The sequence below is a fragment of the Streptococcus urinalis 2285-97 genome (genome assembly GCF_000188055.2).
GTDB lineage: Bacteria > Bacillota > Bacilli > Lactobacillales > Streptococcaceae > Streptococcus > Streptococcus urinalis.
The window spans coordinates 443,244-460,260 of sequence record NZ_AEUZ02000001.1; the positions used below are offsets into that span (position 1 = coordinate 443,244).

The following is a 17,017-nucleotide window of genomic DNA, read 5'->3' on the forward strand; positions in this document are numbered from 1 at the left end:
GTACTTAAAAAACTATTTTTAGAGCGAGCTCATGTTAGTGAAAGATGAGTAAAATAATTTAAGTATTGGCACTTTTTAATGAACTAATGTAAAATCAAAATGAAGTAATAAATTAGGGTGGAACCGCGTCTTTGACGCCCCTATGCCAAAAGGTATAGGAGGTTAAAGATGTGGTTTTTCTTTTATCCTATACTGTTTTATCAATTTAGTTAACTCAAATTGCCATAAGGTCAGAAGGAGAATGATGATGTCAAAAAAATTAACGTTTCAAGAAATAATCCTTACACTTCAACAATATTGGAATGATAAAGGTTGTATGCTTATGCAAGCCTATGATAATGAAAAAGGTGCTGGAACAATGAGCCCATATACATTTTTACGAGCTATTGGTCCAGAACCATGGAATGCCGCTTATGTTGAGCCTTCACGCCGTCCTGATGATGGGCGTTATGGTGAAAATCCAAATAGACTTTATCAACATCATCAATTTCAGGTTGTGATGAAACCCTCACCAAGTAATATTCAAGAACTTTACTTAGAATCACTTGAAAAATTAGGTATTGATCCTTTAGAACACGATATTCGTTTTGTAGAAGATAACTGGGAAAACCCATCAACTGGATCTGCCGGCTTGGGCTGGGAAGTTTGGTTAGATGGGATGGAAATCACACAATTTACCTATTTTCAACAAGTTGGTGGTTTAGCCACTTCACCAGTGACATCAGAAGTAACCTATGGTTTAGAACGTTTAGCATCTTATATCCAAGAAGTTGATTCTGTTTATGATATTGAGTGGGCGCCAGGTGTTAAATATGGTGAAATTTTTCTACAACCCGAATATGAGCATTCAAAATATTCTTTTGAAGTATCAAATCAAGAAATGCTACTTGATAATTTTGAAAAATTTGAACAAGAAGCAAAACGTGCTTTAGAAGAAGGACTTGTTCACCCAGCATATGACTATGTCTTGAAATGTTCACACACCTTCAATTTATTAGATGCTAGGGGTGCAGTTTCTGTAACAGAACGTGCAGGTTATATCGCTCGTATTCGTAATTTGGCCCGTGTAGTTGCGAAGACATTTGTTGAAGAACGTCGAAAATTAGGATTTCCATTATTAGATGAAGAAACAAGAGCACAATTACTTAAGGAGGATGCAGAATAATGACAAAGAATTTATTAGTTGAATTAGGTATAGAAGAATTACCAGCTTATGTCGTTACAGCCAGTGAAAATCAACTTGGTCAAAAAATGGCAGACTTCTTAAAAGAAAATCGCTTATCTTATGAAACTATTGAGACATTTTCAACTCCACGTCGATTAGCAGTTCGTGTTAATGGTTTGTCAGACAAACAGTCTGATTTAACGGAAGATTTTAAAGGGCCGTCTAAAAAAATTGCACTTGATCAAGATGGTAATTTTTCAAAAGCAGCACAAGGATTTGTCAGGGGTAAAGGGTTAACGGTCGATGATATTGAATTTCGCGAGTTAAAAGGCGAAGAATATGTTTATGTAACAAAACATGAAATTGGAAAAGATGTAGAAGAAGTTCTTAAGGCGATACCAGACGTTTTAGCTTCATTAACGTTCCCAGTAACAATGCATTGGGCAAAAAATAGTTTTGAATACATTCGACCTGTGCATACTTTAGTTGCTTTGTTAGATGAAAAAGCATTAGACTTAGATTTCTTAGATATTCATTCAAATCAAATAAGTCGTGGACATCGGTTCCTTGGAAAAGAAGTCAAGATTACGAGTCCAGAAACTTATGAAGAAGACATGCGTTCTGTGTTTGTCATTGCTGATCCTAAAGAACGTCAAGATTTGATTGTGCAACAAATTAAAGAAATTGAAACAAAAGAACAAGTTCAGGTTGAAATTGATGACGATTTACTAAATGAAGTTTTGAACTTAGTTGAATACCCAACAGCATTTATGGGCAGTTTTGATGATAAGTATCTTGATGTACCAGAAGAAGTGCTTGTCACATCAATGAAGAATCATCAACGTTATTTCGTCGTTCGTGATCTAAATGGAAACTTAAAACCTAACTTTATTTCAGTTAGAAATGGGAATGCAGAGCATCTAGAAAATGTTGTCAAAGGAAACGAAAAAGTTTTAGTTGCTCGACTCGAAGACGGGGAATTTTTCTGGAGAGAAGATCAAAAATTAAATATTGCTGAATTAGTTGAAAAATTAAAACAAGTAACTTTCCACGAAAAGATTGGCTCTTTATATGAACACATGGAAAGAACACAAGTTATTGCAGATTACTTGGCTAAAAAGGCCAACCTAAGTACCGAAGAAACAAATTCTCTTGATCGTGCCGCTCACATTTATAAATTTGACTTGTTAACAGGTATGGTTGGAGAGTTTGATGAACTTCAAGGGATTATGGGTGAAAAATATGCTTTATTAGCTGGTGAAGATAAAGCTGTAGCAACTGCAATTCGTGAACACTACCTTCCTAATTCTGCTGATGGTCAATTACCTGAAACAAAAGTTGGTGCCATTCTTGCGCTAGCAGATAAATTAGATACCTTGTTCTCATTTTTCTCAGTTGAACTGATTCCTTCAGGTTCTAATGATCCATATGCATTACGCCGTGCCACACAAGGTATTGTAAGAATTTTAGATCAATTTGATTTGGATATTCCAATGGATAAGTTAGTTGATGATGCTTATGACTTGACGTTTGCAAGCTTAACCTACGACCACAAGAAAGATGTGATTGATTTTATCAAAGCACGTGTGGATAAGATGATGGGGAAAACTCCAAAAGATATTAAAGAAGCTGTTCTCAATAGTTCAACATTTATTGTTCCTGAAATGCTGGAAGTTGCAGATGCTTTAGTCGCTGCAAAACAAAGTCCAGAATATAAAGAAGCTGTTGAATCATTATCACGTGTCTTCAATCTAGGGGAAAAAGCATCGGAAAACACCCCAATTAATCCTGATTTGTTTGAGAATCATTACGAAGAAGAATTAGCAAATGTAACAGATAATCTTGTTTTAAAAGGAAGTGCTAAAGAAAAACTAAATCAACTATTTGAATTGAGAACTATTATTAATGCTTTCTTTGATAACACGATGGTTATGGTAGATAATATTGAAATTAAAACAAATCGTTTGGCAATACTTTCAGCACTAACACAAAAAGCTAAAGCAATTGCAGCATTTAACAAACTTAACAGCAAATAATCAGTCATTGTCTAGGTAAGTACTGAAACGTTGTTCATAAGGGTATCTGAAATTTATCTAAGTTATGGAGGGATCAGAATGACGCCTGAAAAAATTGCTCGTATAAATGAGCTTGCTAAAAAGAAAAAAAATGAAGGATTAACGGCTGATGAAAAAATAGAACAAGAAAAACTTCGTGAAGAATATCTTGAAGGCTATCGCCGTTCAATTCGTCATCATATTGAAGGCATTAAAGTTGTAGATGAAGAAGGTAATGACGTAACTCCTGAAAAACTTCGTCAAGTTCAAAGAGAAAAAGGAATACATGGTCGTTCATTGGACGATCCAAATTCTTGAAAAAAGCTAGAGTACTCTAGCTTTTTTTAGTTTAAAAGATTAAACTTGTCATCTTTTTTTAAAAGTATTGAAATTTATGATAAGGAAAATATAAGAAAATTGGTTATAATAGAAACACAAAAGGAAAACGCTTACTTAAATAGGAGGAGATGTATGACAGAAGAAAAGTACATTATGGCAATTGACCAAGGAACGACAAGTTCAAGAGCTATCATCTTTAATAAAAAAGGTGAAAAAGTTAGTAGTAGTCAAAAAGAATTTCCCCAAATCTTTCCTCAAGCTGGCTGGGTGGAACATAATGTTAATCAAATCTGGAATTCAGTGCAATCTGTTATTGCTGGGGCATTTATTGAGTCAAGTATTAAACCAAGTCAAATTGAAGCAATTGGTATAACCAATCAGCGTGAAACTACTGTAGTTTGGGATAAAAAAACAGGTCAACCAATCTATAATGCAATCGTTTGGCAGTCAAGGCAGACAGCTCCAATAGCAGATCAATTAAAACAAGATGGTCATACAGATATGATTCATGAAAAAACAGGTCTTGTCATTGATGCTTACTTTTCTGCAACAAAAGTTAGATGGATTTTGGATCATGTCCCAGGAGCACAAGAACGTGCTGAAAATGGAGAACTCCTCTTTGGAACAATTGATACATGGTTAGTCTGGAAATTAACTGATGGTGCAGTCCATGTAACTGATTATTCGAATGCCGCTAGAACCATGCTATATAATATAAACGATTTAAAATGGGATGATGATATTTTAAAATTACTCAATATTCCTAAAGTTATGTTGCCTAATGTAAAATCTAATTCAGAAGTTTACGGAAAAACAGCAACTTTCCATTTTTATGGTGGTGAGGTACCTATTTCTGGAATGGCTGGTGACCAACAAGCAGCTTTATTTGGACAGTTAGCATTTGAACCTGGTATGGTAAAAAATACTTATGGGACAGGTTCATTCATTATTATGAATACTGGGCAAGAAGTTCAATTATCTCATAATAATCTTTTAACAACTATCGGATACGGTATTAATGGAAAAGTAAATTATGCTTTAGAAGGCTCAATATTTATTGCAGGTAGTGCGATTCAATGGCTTCGTGATGGTCTTAAAATGATTGAAACTTCCGGAGAATCTGAACAATTAGCTAAAGAGTCAACCAGTGACGATGAAGTTTACGTTGTTCCTGCTTTTACAGGTCTTGGAGCCCCTTATTGGGATTCAAATGCCAGAGGTTCTGTCTTTGGTTTAACACGTGGAACAAGTAAAGAAGACTTTGTGAAGGCAACGCTACAATCAATTGCATATCAAGTCCGTGATGTTATTGATACTATGCAGATTGACTCAGGAATTGACATTCAACAACTTAGAGTTGATGGTGGAGCTGCCATGAATAACTTATTGATGCAATTTCAGGCTGATATTTTGGGAATTGAAATAGCGCGTGCACAAAATTTAGAAACAACAGCTTTAGGTGCAGCCTTTTTAGCAGGGTTATCAGTTGGTTATTGGAAAGATATGGATCAATTAAAAGAGTTAAATGCTACTGGTCAATTATTCCAACCTACCATGAATGAAGCGCGTAAAGAAAAACTTTACAAAGGTTGGAAAAAAGCAGTTAAAGCAACACAAGTCTTTGCTGAAATTGACCAAGAAGACTAGGGAAGTCTTAGAACAGGGGATTTATTATGGAATTTTCAAAAGAAACAAGACGATTAAATCTACAAAAGATGCAAGATCGTACACTTGATCTTCTTATTATTGGAGGAGGAATTACAGGTGCGGGTGTTGCATTACAAGCAGCGGCAAGTGGACTTGATACTGGCTTAATCGAAATGCAAGATTTTGCTGAAGGAACAAGTAGTCGCTCAACAAAATTAGTCCATGGTGGTTTACGCTACCTGAAACAATTTGATGTTGAAGTTGTCTCTGATACCGTTTCGGAAAGAGCAGTTGTTCAACAAATTGCACCACATATTCCAAAACCAGACCCTATGTTATTACCAGTTTATGATGAATCTGGTAGCACATTTAGTATGTTCCGACTCAAAGTTGCTATGGATCTTTATGACTTGCTAGCAGGTGTTAATAATACTCCTGCTGCTAATAAAGTCTTGTCTAAAGAAGAGGTCTTAAAACGTGAGCCAGATCTCCAAGAGAAGAATTTGCTAGGTGGCGGTGTTTATCTTGATTTTAGAAATAATGATGCTCGTTTAGTTATCGAAAACATCAAACGTGCCAATCGTGATGGTGCCTATATTGCAAGTCATGTTAAAGCTGAAGATTTTCTTTTTGATGCTACTGGGAAAATTATAGGTGTTTTAGCAGAAGATTTGATTTCTGGTCAAAAAATTGAAATCAAGGCAAGGACTGTTATTAATACAACTGGTCCTTGGAGTGATGATATTCGTAATTTTTCAAATAAAGGAAAGGCAATTCACCAATTACGACCAACAAAAGGTGTCCATTTAGTTGTGGATCGTCAAAAGCTTAAGGTCTCACAACCTGTTTATGTTGATACAGGACTAAATGACGGGCGTATGGTTTTCGTGTTACCACGTGAAAATAAAACTTATTTTGGAACGACTGATACTGATTACCATGGTGATTTAAAACACCCAACAGTAACACAAGAAGATGTTGATTACTTATTAGAAATTGTTAACCGTCGTTTCCCAGAAGCACATTTGACGATTGATGATATTGAAAGCAGTTGGGCTGGTTTAAGGCCACTACTTTCAGGTAATAGTGCATCTGATTATAATGGTGGTAACAGTGGTAAATTAAGTGATGATAGTTTTGAGAATCTCATCGAAACAGTTCAAGCTTATGTAGCACATACAAAACAAAGAGAAGATGTTGAAGATGCAATCAAGCATGTTGAAGCAAGTACTTCAGAAAAAGAACTTGACCCTTCTGCTGTATCAAGAGGATCAAACTTTGAACGTGATAAAAATGGTCTTTTTACCTTAGCTGGAGGAAAAATTACAGACTATCGTAAGATGGCTGAAGGTGCCTTAATGACAGTTATTAAGGTCTTGAATGAAGAATTTGGACGTTCATTCAAACTTATCAATTCCAAAACCTATCCGGTTTCAGGTGGAGAAATTAATCCTGCAAATGTTGATTCAGAAATTGAAGCTTATGCACAACTAGGGACATTGAGTGGACTTGATATGGATGACGCTAGATATCTAGCTAATTTATATGGATCAAATGTACCAAAAGTTTATGCTTTAACAAGAAAAATCTCTGCAGCTGAGGATTTGAGTCTTTGTGAAACGCTATCATTACACTATGCAATGGATTATGAAATGGCTTTAAGTCCAGCTGACTTCTTGTTACGTCGAACTAACCATATGTTGTTTATGCGTGACCAATTAGAAGAACTTATCGAGCCTGTGGTCAATGAAATGGCTAAACATTTAGAGTGGACAGAAGACGAAAAGGAAAAGAAACGGACTGAACTACGCGAAACAATGAGTGATAATGATTTAGTGTCACTTAAAAAAAAGCTGATTAGGAGATTATAATGGATATTTTCGGAGAATTTATTGGAACAGTCATTTTAGTATTACTTGGGAATGGCGTAGTAGCTGGGGTTGTTCTACCTAAAACAAAAAATCATGATGCCGGTTGGATTGTCATTGCGACTGGATGGGGCTTAGCAGTTGCATTAGCGGTTTTTGCATCAGGACACATTTCACCTGCACATTTAAATCCAGCAGTCAGTTTGGCATTCGCATTACAGGGGACAATTTCATGGGGTACAGCAATTCTTTATATGATTGCACAAGTATTAGGTGCAATGTTGGGGTCATTATTAGTTTACCTACAATTTAAACCACATTATGATGCTGCTGAAAATCCTGCTGATATATTGGGAACCTTTGCAACAGGTCCAGCTATTAGAAATACAACTTCTAACTTAATTAGTGAAATTTTGGGAACCTTTGTCCTCGTCATTGTTATCTTATCATTTGGGCTATACCATATGCCTGATGGCATTGGTACGCTTAGTGTAGGAGCACTTGTTTTTGGGATTGGACTTTCACTAGGTGGTACAACAGGTTATGCCATTAATCCTGCACGTGACTTTGGACCCCGTTTATTACACGCCTTATTACCTATTAAGCAAAAAGGTGATTCTGATTGGTCTTATTCATGGATTCCAATTGTTGGACCATTTATTGGCGCTGTATTGGCAGTTATTCTATTTAACATCATGTCTTAATACTTACAATTTTGGTTACTTCTAATAAGGTTCAATTATTAATTGGACCTTATTTAAACGTTTTCAATAATAAAAGAAAATTGATATAATTTTTATGATGAAAAAAGAATTAAAAACAACGTATTTAATATTAGGAGCTTCATTTGCTGGATTTTCATGTGCTAGTAAATTGAAAGAGATTGAACCTAACTGTGAATTATTAATTGTTGATAAGAATAGTCAAATCTGTTATTTACCAAATGGTTTAAATTATTATTATCGTCATCAATTAGATGATTTGGAACAAGCAATAGGAACTTTAAAGTCTGATTACTTAGATAAAGATGACTTTTTGGAAGCTACTGCGGAAAAGATTTTACCAGAAGAAAAAAGTGTTATCGTCAGAAAAAATGATGGCGAGATTCTTACTATTTATTATAACTATTTGATTTGTGCTATGGGGGCTAGTGCGGATTCTTTATATATTAAAGGGACGGATTTTAAAAAAGTTGTGACCACAAAATACTATCAAAATAGTCAAGTAGCTAAGAAATATCTATCCGATGCAAAACGAATTCTTATCGTAGGTGGAGGACCGATTGGGTTGGATATGGCATATAGTTTAACTCTTCAAAAAAAGAAGTTACCTTAGTTGAAGCTATGGATAGGCTTGATTATAGACAATTTGATAGCGCTATGCTTAATCCTTTAGAAGCAGCAATTGCTGAAACTTCTGTAACTCTCATTAGAAATGAACGTGTTGAAGAGATAAAAGAATGTCAATCAGGGATTAGAGCCATTACAAAATCACAGAGAATCATAGAAGCAGATGTCGTTTTGTTAGCTGTTAATTTTAGACCCAATAGTCATTTATTGGATGGTATTTGTGAAAAACATTCTGATTTGACGATTAAGGTCAATCAGAACATGCAAACTAGTCAATCAACTATTTATGCAATCGGAGATTTAGTTAGTTGTCCAATGTTTAGTTTAGATGAAAATTATTATGCTCCATTAATTAATCATGTCATTAGGACTGGTCAAAAAGTTGCTTATCATTTTTTAGGAGTTAAAACACCTCCCTTGAGAACGACTAAGGTTATGGGAAGTCATCATTTTGGTTTTTATCGTTCTAGTATAGGATTAACTGAAGAAGAAGCTAGTTTATACCAGGATACAATTAGCTATGTCTATCGTAATCTAGAAAAAGGAAATATATTCTGCCTTAAACTCATTGCAAGCAAGAAAGAAGGGAAACTTTTGCGGGCTCAGATCCTTTCAAAGGAAACTAATTTGATGCTTGCTAATCAATTGTCACAGGCAATAAGTTATTCTTTAACAGATCAAGATTTAGCTTTCCAAGATTTTATTTATTCAAAAGGGAATGCAGATATGGCCGACTACCTTCATAAAGCGTCACTTAAGTTATTTGAAAAGAGGCATGGTCTATGTTAGTTGAAAAATTGATGGACAAAGAAAGACGATGTCAATTTCGGATTTTGTATCTGATGCAAGATCATTTTGGAGCATATGCTATTAGAGATTTGACAGAAGAATTACAACTTTCAAAAGTAACCTTACTAAAATACATTGATCGCTTAAATACAGATTTTGAAAATGAAGATTTTGATATTCAGATTGAACTAAAAAATGAAGAAGCACTCTTAATAAATCAAAATCAGATGGCTTGTCAAAAAATTGTCAAATTCTTTTTAAAAGATTCTATTCCTTACCAAATTATCATACGACTTTTTAGTGAAAAACAATTTAGTATCTATGAATTATCACAAGAATTACTTGTTAGTGAGGCGACACTAAATAGACATTTGGCTCATTTAAATAAGCTTTTAACTGAATTTAAGATTGGAATTTCTAAGGGTAAGCAGGTTGGCAGTGAGTTACAATGGCGATATTTTTATTTTGAGTTATTTCAATTAACCATGACTTTTTCAGAAAAGCGTCAATTGAGAAATGAGATGAATCAATCCTCATTTGAGGAGATGATTGAAAGACTTTGTGGTGAAAAATTATCAGAAACAAAATTATCAAAGTTAAATTTATGGTTTTATATCTGTCAAAAAAGACTTTTTTTCTTTAATCATCGAAATAGGCCTCAAGAAAAGGAACTCCTAGCATTAGATATTAATGTTTTTTATCAAAGGTTAATAAGAGCTTTGCTTCATTATTTTAATCGATATGCTATTGAGTTTGACCAAAGTGAAGTTTATGCTTTGTTTGCTTTTTTAATGAGCCAATCAGTCCTTCCAATTCAGACAACTCAATACATTTTGGGATTTGGAGGAATTATTGCTGATAATATAACAGAAAGTTTATGGTTAATAGACCAAACTCATTTAGTTGGAGATAATCATCGTGAACTTTTAATCTATGGGTTAAGTCAGTTTTTTTGTCAATTCACTTTCTTTGAGGGAATTATTTTAAGCAATTATCAATTTGAAAATTCAATTAAACTTGTGGATAACTCTAAAAATAAAGAGATTATTTCAATTACATTGAGTCGATTATTGCATCTTGCTGAAAAAGGCCATTTTCAGAATAATGATACGGTAAAATATCAAAGGTGTCAGTTATTAGAATTACTACTTTTTTCAATGGCTAAAAGCTTTAAGACAGTTCAAATAGCTATTGATTTTGATGATGACATCGTTGCTTACTTTATCCTTGAAAAAAAATTAGAATCCATTATCAAAAATAATCGCTATATCCATTTTCAAATGTTTAGCACTGAAAAAAAGTATGATGGAATCATTAGTTTTGAAAAACGTGATATTTATGGACATACGCCTTTTATTCAAGTTAACAAAGAAACAAGTATGCAAGAATTAGTAAGAATTGAAATGTTTGTGACAGAACTATTTGAAAAGTTAAAAGTTAATCAAAAGCAGGAAAGACAAATCAACTATACCTAGCTAGTCTATAATTGAACACTTTCATGTGTAATACTTGGTCTTTTTAATTTTGAATGAGGTTACTATAATATTATTCGAAAAGACTTTTTAAAATTTAAAAGTTTAGTTATTTTATAACAAAGGAGCATAAAATGAAATTTTTCTTAGACACAGCCAATGTTGATGCCATCAAGGAAATCAATCAATTAGGAGTTGTTGATGGTGTTACCACAAACCCAAGTATCATCGCACGAGAAGGACGTGACTTTGAACAAGTCATTAAAGAAATCTGTCAAATCATAGATGGACCAGTCAGTGCAGAAGTAACAGGCTTAAAAGCCGAAGAAATGGTAGAAGAAGCAAGAACTATTTCAAAATGGGCACCAAATGTTGTTGTTAAAATTCCAATGACAACAGAAGGTCTAAAAGCCACACATCAATTATCATCAGAAGGGATTAAGACCAATGTCACATTGATTTTCAGTGTTTCTCAAGGCTTGATGGCAATGAAAGCAGGAGCCACTTATATCAGCCCATTTATAGGTCGTTTAGAAGATATTAGTGCCGATCCTTACCAATTGATAGCTGATTTACGTGAGATCATAGATACCTATGGTTACCAATCAGAAATTATTTCCGCAAGTATCAGAAGTCGCAGTCACGTAGAAGAAGTGGCAAAATTAGGGTCACACATTGCGACTATTCCAGATAGCCTATTTTCAAAGATGACCGAACACCCATTAACAACAAATGGTATTAAGACCTTTATGGATGATTGGGCTTCTTTCAAAAAATAATAAGAGAACCTAGTTTTTGGGGCTAGGTTTTCTATATTAATTAAAGATAAGATTTTCATTCAGAAATCATACTGTGAATTCTGTAAAAAAAAAGTTAATTTATGTTACAATAGAAAACAGAAAACGTTTAATTTTACTTGTTATAACAGAAAGGTAAGAACATGACATTTGATAGTGTAGATCAATTAGCTGTAAACACCATCCGTACCTTATCCATGGATGCTATCCAAGCAGCCAACTCAGGCCATCCAGGCTTACCAATGGGAGCTGCTCCTATGGCCTATGTGCTATGGAACCACTACATGACCATCAATCCCAAAACCAGTCGCCAATGGAGTAACCGCGACCGCTTTGTTTTATCAGCTGGGCATGGTAGTGCCATGCTTTATAGCTTGCTTCACTTAGCTGGTTATGATTTAAGTATTGAGGACTTAAAACAATTCCGTCAATGGGGTTCAAAAACACCAGGTCACCCAGAAGTGAACCATACTGATGGCGTTGAAGCCACAACAGGCCCACTCGGACAAGGGATTGCCAATGCCGTTGGTTTAGCCATGGCAGAAGCTCATCTCGCAGCGACTTATAATAAACCTGATTTTCCAATTGTCGATCATTTCACCTATGCTATCAATGGTGATGGTGACTTAATGGAAGGTGTCAGTCAAGAAGCAGCCAGCCTTGCTGGTCATTTGAAATTAGGGAAATTGATTCTCTTATACGATTCAAATGATATCTCACTCGATGGTCCAACCAGTATGGCCTTCACAGAAGATGTTAAAGGTCGTTTTGAAGCCTATGGTTGGCAACATCTTTTAGTAGAGGATGGCAATGATTTAGACGCTATTGCCAAAGCCATTGAAGCAGCCCAAGCTGAAACTCAAAAACCAAGTATTATTGAAGTGAAGACCATCATTGGTTATGGTGCGGAAAAACAAGGTACTTCGGCGGTTCATGGTGCACCACTAGGTGCAGAAGGTATTGCTTATGCCAAGAAAGCCTATGGCTGGGATTATGAAGCCTTTAGTGTGCCAGAAGAAGTTGCTAGTCGTTTCCAAGAAGGACTTCAAGCACGCGGTGAAGCAGCTCAAGCTAAATGGCAAGACTTGTTTGCGGCTTATAAAGCAGCTTATCCAGAGTTAGCGGCAACTTATGAAAAAGCATTTGCCAATGAAGCAGTTGAAGTTGAATTAACCGCACATGATTTGGGCACAGCCGTAGCCAGTCGTGTGTCAAGCCAACAAGCCATTCAAGAAATTTCTGCGCAAGTTCCACAATTTTGGGGAGGATCGGCAGATTTATCAGCGTCAAATAATACGATGGTAAAAGCTGAGACGGATTTCCAACCGGGTCACTATGAAGGACGTAATATCTGGTTTGGTGTACGGGAATTTGCCATGGCAGCAGCGATGAATGGGATTGCCCTTCATGGTGGCTTACGTGTTTATGGTGGTACTTTCTTTGTCTTTTCAAATTACCTTTTACCAGCCGTTCGTATGGCAGCACTACAAAATTTACCAACTGTTTATGTGATGACGCATGACTCAATAGCTGTCGGCGAAGATGGTCCAACGCATGAGCCAATCGAACATTTGGCTTCTGTTCGTTCTATGCCAAACTTAACGGTTATTCGCCCAGCAGATGGTAATGAAACGAATGCAGCATGGCAACAAGCTTTAGCTGAAACCACTAAACCAACGATGTTAGTCTTAACCCGCCAAAATCTTCCAGTATTAGAAGGAACACAAGCTTTAGCTAAAGAAGGTGTTGGTAAGGGAGCTTACATCTTGTCAGAGGCGAAAGGAGACTTGGATGGGATTCTTATCGCGACAGGTTCAGAAGTGGCTTTAGCTATGGCAACACAAGCTGCTTTGGCTGAGGAAGGAACACATGTTCGTGTGGTTTCAATGCCATCTCAAAATCTTTTTGATGCACAATCAACAGCTTATCAAGAGAGTGTCTTACCGTCTCATATTACGAAACGTATGGCCATCGAAGCAGCATCAAGCTTTGGATGGGCAAAATATGTTGGCTTAAGTGGTAGAACATTGACCATTGATAGATGGGGCGCATCAGCACCAGGAAATCGTATTTTTGAAGAATATGGCTTTACGGTTGAGAATGCCAAAGCTATTTATCACAGTTTATAAAAAGAAAAAGTATCTAGTTTATGACTAGATACTTTTTTAGTGGAGGAGTGGGATAATAAAATGTACCCAAATCCAAGACAAAGGCATAACGATGACCATGGAAGGAATCATCTCGGCAATTGGAAAATTTTTTAATCTAATCATTCGAAAACCTGTTGCCAACATTAAAAAACCACCACAGGCTTTAAAATCAGCAAGCATAGTTGGACTTGTCAGAGGTATAATGAGTTTAGACAGATAAAATAAACTTGCAAAAATAATAAATTGTGGAATTGCAACAAAGGAGACAACATATCCTAACTGACATGCAAAAATAGCTGCCGTGAAAAAATCAAGAATAGACTTTGAGATCAATATCGTCGCATTTCCTGATATACCAGCATCTAATAAACCATAAATACCAGTACCACTGGCACAAAACAATACAATAACGGTTAATAAATTAGCTAAATAAGCTTCGTGTGCTAGATTGTGATCTTCATTTGGAAAAACTTTAGAGACCCCTTTTTGCATAAGTAAGCCACCTTCATTTATCCATCGACCAAGGTGTAAAGCCATCCCAATGCTTGAGCCAAGAACTAAAGCGAAAATAACTGCTGGCATATTAGTCATTAATTGAATGGAAGTTATTCCCATCCCCATAGAACACAGACCAAATACAAGATTTATTTCTTCTTTATAATTGTCAGATAAATGATGTCCTAAGAGAGCCACTAGAATACCACCAAAAATAATAGCAAATGAATTAATAATGACACCAGTTGGCATGAAAAAACTCCTTTTTAAGACAAACTATAGGTAGTTTAACATAGTAAAATGAGTTGTCAATCATTTGTACTTTGAGAATTATAGATAATAAATAGTATTTGGATTATCTGAATAGAGTATCTTAAGATAAAATAAGATCCTTTTATTACTAAATTCTCACCATTGTTAAATTTATGATAACATTATAATATTGTTGACAATTATTTTAGAAAACGTTAACATGACATAAAAAGTGTTTAATACATGATGTTAGGAGAACAATATGATTACATTTAAGGAAATTAAAAAAAGTTATGGTCAAAAAAATGCATTAAAAAATCTTAATCTAACTATTAATGATGGTGAAATTTTTGGTCTAATTGGACATAATGGAGCAGGAAAAACGACAACTATTAGTATTTTGACATCTATTATTGATCCAACCAGTGGTCAGGTTTTTGTTGATGATGACTTATTAAAAGAAAATAGAGATAGGATCAAACGTAAGATAGGCTATGTTCCTGATTCACCTGATATCTTTTTAAATCTAACTGCAAATGAATATTGGCATTTTTTAGCCAACCTCTATGAGGTATCAGATGAACAAACTGAAAGTAGAATTAAAGAATTAAGTGAACTTTTTGATATCGATCAAGAAATTGATAATCCTATTTAAAGTTTCTCACATGGAATGAGACAAAAAGTTATTGTTATTGGTGCCTTAATTTCAAATCCAGATATATGGATATTAGATGAACCCTTAACAGGTCTAGATCCACAAGCATCCTTTGACTTAAAAGAAATGATGAAAAAACATGCACAAGAGGGAAAAACAGTGTTATTTTCAACACATGTTTTATCTGTAGCCGAAGAATTATGTGATCGTATTGGGATTTTAAAAAAAGGGGAATTAATATTTGTTGGTACATTAGATGAGCTAAGAGAAAAACACCCAGAGCAAACATTAGAATCAATTTACCTTGCTTTAGCAGGACGCAACTCTAAAGAAGAGGAGGAAGGCTAATGAATTGGAAAAACGTATGGGAACTTTTCAAAATTAATATTTTGTATTCTAATCCTCAGACCTTATCAGCTTTTAGAAAAAAACAAAGTAAAAATCCTAACAAAAATAAATCTGCATATAAAAATATGTTAAAACAACAAGCTTTAACAATACTTTTATTTCTATTTATTTACTTGTTTATGTTTCTAGGGATTGATTACAAAGCCTATCCAGGAATGTTTTCATTTTACATAGCTGTATTTTATGTTATTTCTTTGATTTACACTTTCTCAGCTATGTATTCGATTTTTTATGATAGTAATGATCTTAAGCTTTATGCTTATTTACCTATAAAACAAATGGAACTCTATATGGCTAAGTTACTGTCGGCCATTGGAATGGGAGCTGTTTTTATGGCTCCAGTTTTCTCACTGTTCGTAATAGCCTATTGGAAAATTCTGGGAAATCCCTTATCTCTCTTGTTAGCTATTATTAATTTCACTATTCTTTTTATAAGTTTGATTGTTGCCTCAACAGTTGTCAATAGTTATTTAGGAAAAATCGTAGAGAGAAGTCCTCATAAAAAATTGATATCAACCTTAATGATGACATTTTCAACGATTACTGCAATGGGAGTCATCTTTTACTTAAATTTCAGTAATCAAGCCAATATGAATCATCCAAACCAAATTGTAGATAAGTTAAAAGTTCCTTATTTTAGAGGTTTTTACGATGTTATAATAAATCCTTTCTCACTTTCTAGTTTCCTAAATTTTTGGCTTGGTTTAGTTGTTATTATGTTCCTTTCCTATTATATTGTTAAACTATTGGTACCTCGTTATTATCAAGAAACGCTTTACACTGATAAGTCACCAAAGAAAATGACTAAAACAAGAACTTTTAAATCTGAGAAACAGCAAAATGTATTGATAAAACATCATCTTTCAACATTACAAAATGCTACTGTTATTATTAATTCCTTTATCATGCCCTTTATTTTTGTCTTTATTTTTATTGGCCCGGCACTTTCTGGAGGGTTATCATTATCATCTGTTGGTCTGGAATCTTTTGGTATTTTTATGATTGTTGGTTTATCTTTAGGTACGATGGTTGCGCTACCCACATCTTTGTTTTCAGTTGCTCTATCCCTAGAAAGAGAAAATTATCTATTCTTAAAAACCTTACCCATGAATTTTAAAGGATTTATAAGGCAGAAATTTCTTGTATTCTATAGTTTACAGGCTGGTATTCCAATCTTGGTTTATTTCTTCTTAGGCCTATTCATCCTAAAAATAAATTTATCCTTATGATATTTACATGCCTTGGTGTCGCGATAGCCGCTTATATAGAAGGTCAATTTATGTATCGACGTGATTATTATCTTTTAAATTTGCATTGGCAGAATATTAATCAATTATACACAAGAGGTAGCACACAATGGATTTCAATGGGATTAATGTTTGGAAATTTAATTCTTGCGGGAATTTTAGTTTTTCTTTTTGTCATTATTTCAACAATGATAAATCCTAGTCTGGTCAGTATCTTAATGATTATGATTGTCGGTGTTCTTACTTTCTTTGTTCAGAAATACCTAAATAAGCATTTTTGGAGTCAATTTGAATAATATGAGAAACGAAAAAAGAAGAAGACTATGGCCT

Annotated in this window: 12 protein-coding genes and 2 pseudogenes; 13 read left to right on the top strand and 1 reads right to left on the bottom strand. The window is 34.6% G+C overall.

What is annotated here, in order from left to right; translation table 11 throughout:
* Window positions 1-247: 247 nt before the first annotated feature.
* The 10 genes and pseudogenes from glyQ to tkt all read left to right on the top strand — a co-directional run bounded on the left by glyQ (window position 248) and on the right by tkt (window position 13,609).
* Entirely contained in the window at window positions 248-1,165 is a 918-nt protein-coding gene (glyQ, locus tag STRUR_RS02200; RefSeq protein WP_006739360.1) for a glycine--tRNA ligase subunit alpha, read from the top strand.
* The gene (gene glyS, locus STRUR_RS02205; RefSeq protein ID WP_006740483.1) at window positions 1,165-3,201 is read left to right on the top strand and encodes a glycine--tRNA ligase subunit beta; all 2,037 of its coding nucleotides are present in this window, start codon (window positions 1,165-1,167) and stop codon (window positions 3,199-3,201) included. The genes glyQ and glyS overlap by 1 nt, the downstream gene beginning before the upstream one ends.
* A 78-nt stretch (window positions 3,202-3,279) precedes the next feature.
* Window positions 3,280-3,537, top strand: a complete 258-nt coding sequence (locus STRUR_RS02210; protein WP_006739771.1) for a DUF896 family protein — start codon at window positions 3,280-3,282, stop codon at window positions 3,535-3,537.
* Window positions 3,538-3,690: 153 nt separating this feature from the next.
* Window positions 3,691-5,205, top strand: a complete 1,515-nt coding sequence (gene glpK / locus STRUR_RS02215; RefSeq protein WP_006739142.1) for a glycerol kinase GlpK — start codon at window positions 3,691-3,693, stop codon at window positions 5,203-5,205.
* Between the two features lie 26 nt (window positions 5,206-5,231).
* A complete protein-coding gene (gene glpO, locus STRUR_RS02220; protein WP_006738539.1) occupies window positions 5,232-7,076 on the top strand; it encodes a type 1 glycerol-3-phosphate oxidase in 1,845 nt (614 codons plus the stop codon).
* Window positions 7,076-7,777 (top strand): MIP/aquaporin family protein, encoded by a 702-nt coding sequence (locus STRUR_RS02225; RefSeq protein ID WP_006738548.1) that lies wholly within the window; start codon window positions 7,076-7,078, stop codon window positions 7,775-7,777. Before glpO ends, STRUR_RS02225 begins: the two co-directional genes overlap by 1 nt.
* A gap of 97 nt (window positions 7,778-7,874) precedes the next feature.
* Window positions 7,875-9,211: pseudogene (locus STRUR_RS12035) on the top strand (FAD-dependent oxidoreductase).
* Window positions 9,205-10,686, top strand: a complete 1,482-nt coding sequence (locus STRUR_RS02240) for an AcpB/EbpR/MafR family transcriptional regulator (protein WP_006739561.1) — start codon at window positions 9,205-9,207, stop codon at window positions 10,684-10,686. The pseudogene STRUR_RS12035 and the gene STRUR_RS02240 overlap by 7 nt, the downstream one beginning before the upstream one ends.
* A 131-nt stretch (window positions 10,687-10,817) precedes the next feature.
* Window positions 10,818-11,462, top strand: coding sequence for a fructose-6-phosphate aldolase (gene fsa / locus STRUR_RS02245; protein WP_006739422.1), 645 nt, complete (start codon window positions 10,818-10,820; stop codon window positions 11,460-11,462).
* Window positions 11,463-11,623: 161 nt separating this feature from the next.
* Window positions 11,624-13,609 carry a transketolase gene (gene tkt, locus STRUR_RS02250; RefSeq protein ID WP_006738811.1) on the top strand — a complete coding sequence of 662 codons (1,986 nt, stop codon included), beginning with the start codon at window positions 11,624-11,626 and terminating at the stop codon, window positions 13,607-13,609.
* A 36-nt stretch (window positions 13,610-13,645) separates the two neighbouring features.
* Here the strand turns inward: tkt and STRUR_RS02255 are convergent, their stop codons facing one another.
* Complete coding sequence (locus STRUR_RS02255; protein ID WP_006738830.1) at window positions 13,646-14,377, bottom strand: DUF554 domain-containing protein; 732 nt, start codon at window positions 14,375-14,377, stop codon at window positions 13,646-13,648.
* Window positions 14,378-14,639: 262 nt separating this feature from the next.
* Between STRUR_RS02255 and STRUR_RS11840 the strand changes: the two are divergent.
* The 3 genes and pseudogenes from STRUR_RS11840 (at window position 14,640) to STRUR_RS11095 (ending at window position 16,983) form a co-directional block, all read left to right on the top strand.
* Window positions 14,640-15,380: pseudogene (locus STRUR_RS11840) on the top strand (ABC transporter ATP-binding protein).
* Window positions 15,380-16,669 (top strand): permease-like membrane multi-spanning protein, encoded by a 1,290-nt coding sequence (locus STRUR_RS02270; protein ID WP_006738648.1) that lies wholly within the window; start codon window positions 15,380-15,382, stop codon window positions 16,667-16,669. Before STRUR_RS11840 ends, STRUR_RS02270 begins: the two are co-directional and overlap by 1 nt.
* Window positions 16,670-16,719: 50 nt before the next feature.
* Complete coding sequence (locus tag STRUR_RS11095; RefSeq protein WP_006738509.1) at window positions 16,720-16,983, top strand: hypothetical protein; 264 nt, start codon at window positions 16,720-16,722, stop codon at window positions 16,981-16,983.
* Window positions 16,984-17,017: the final 34 nt, after the last annotated feature.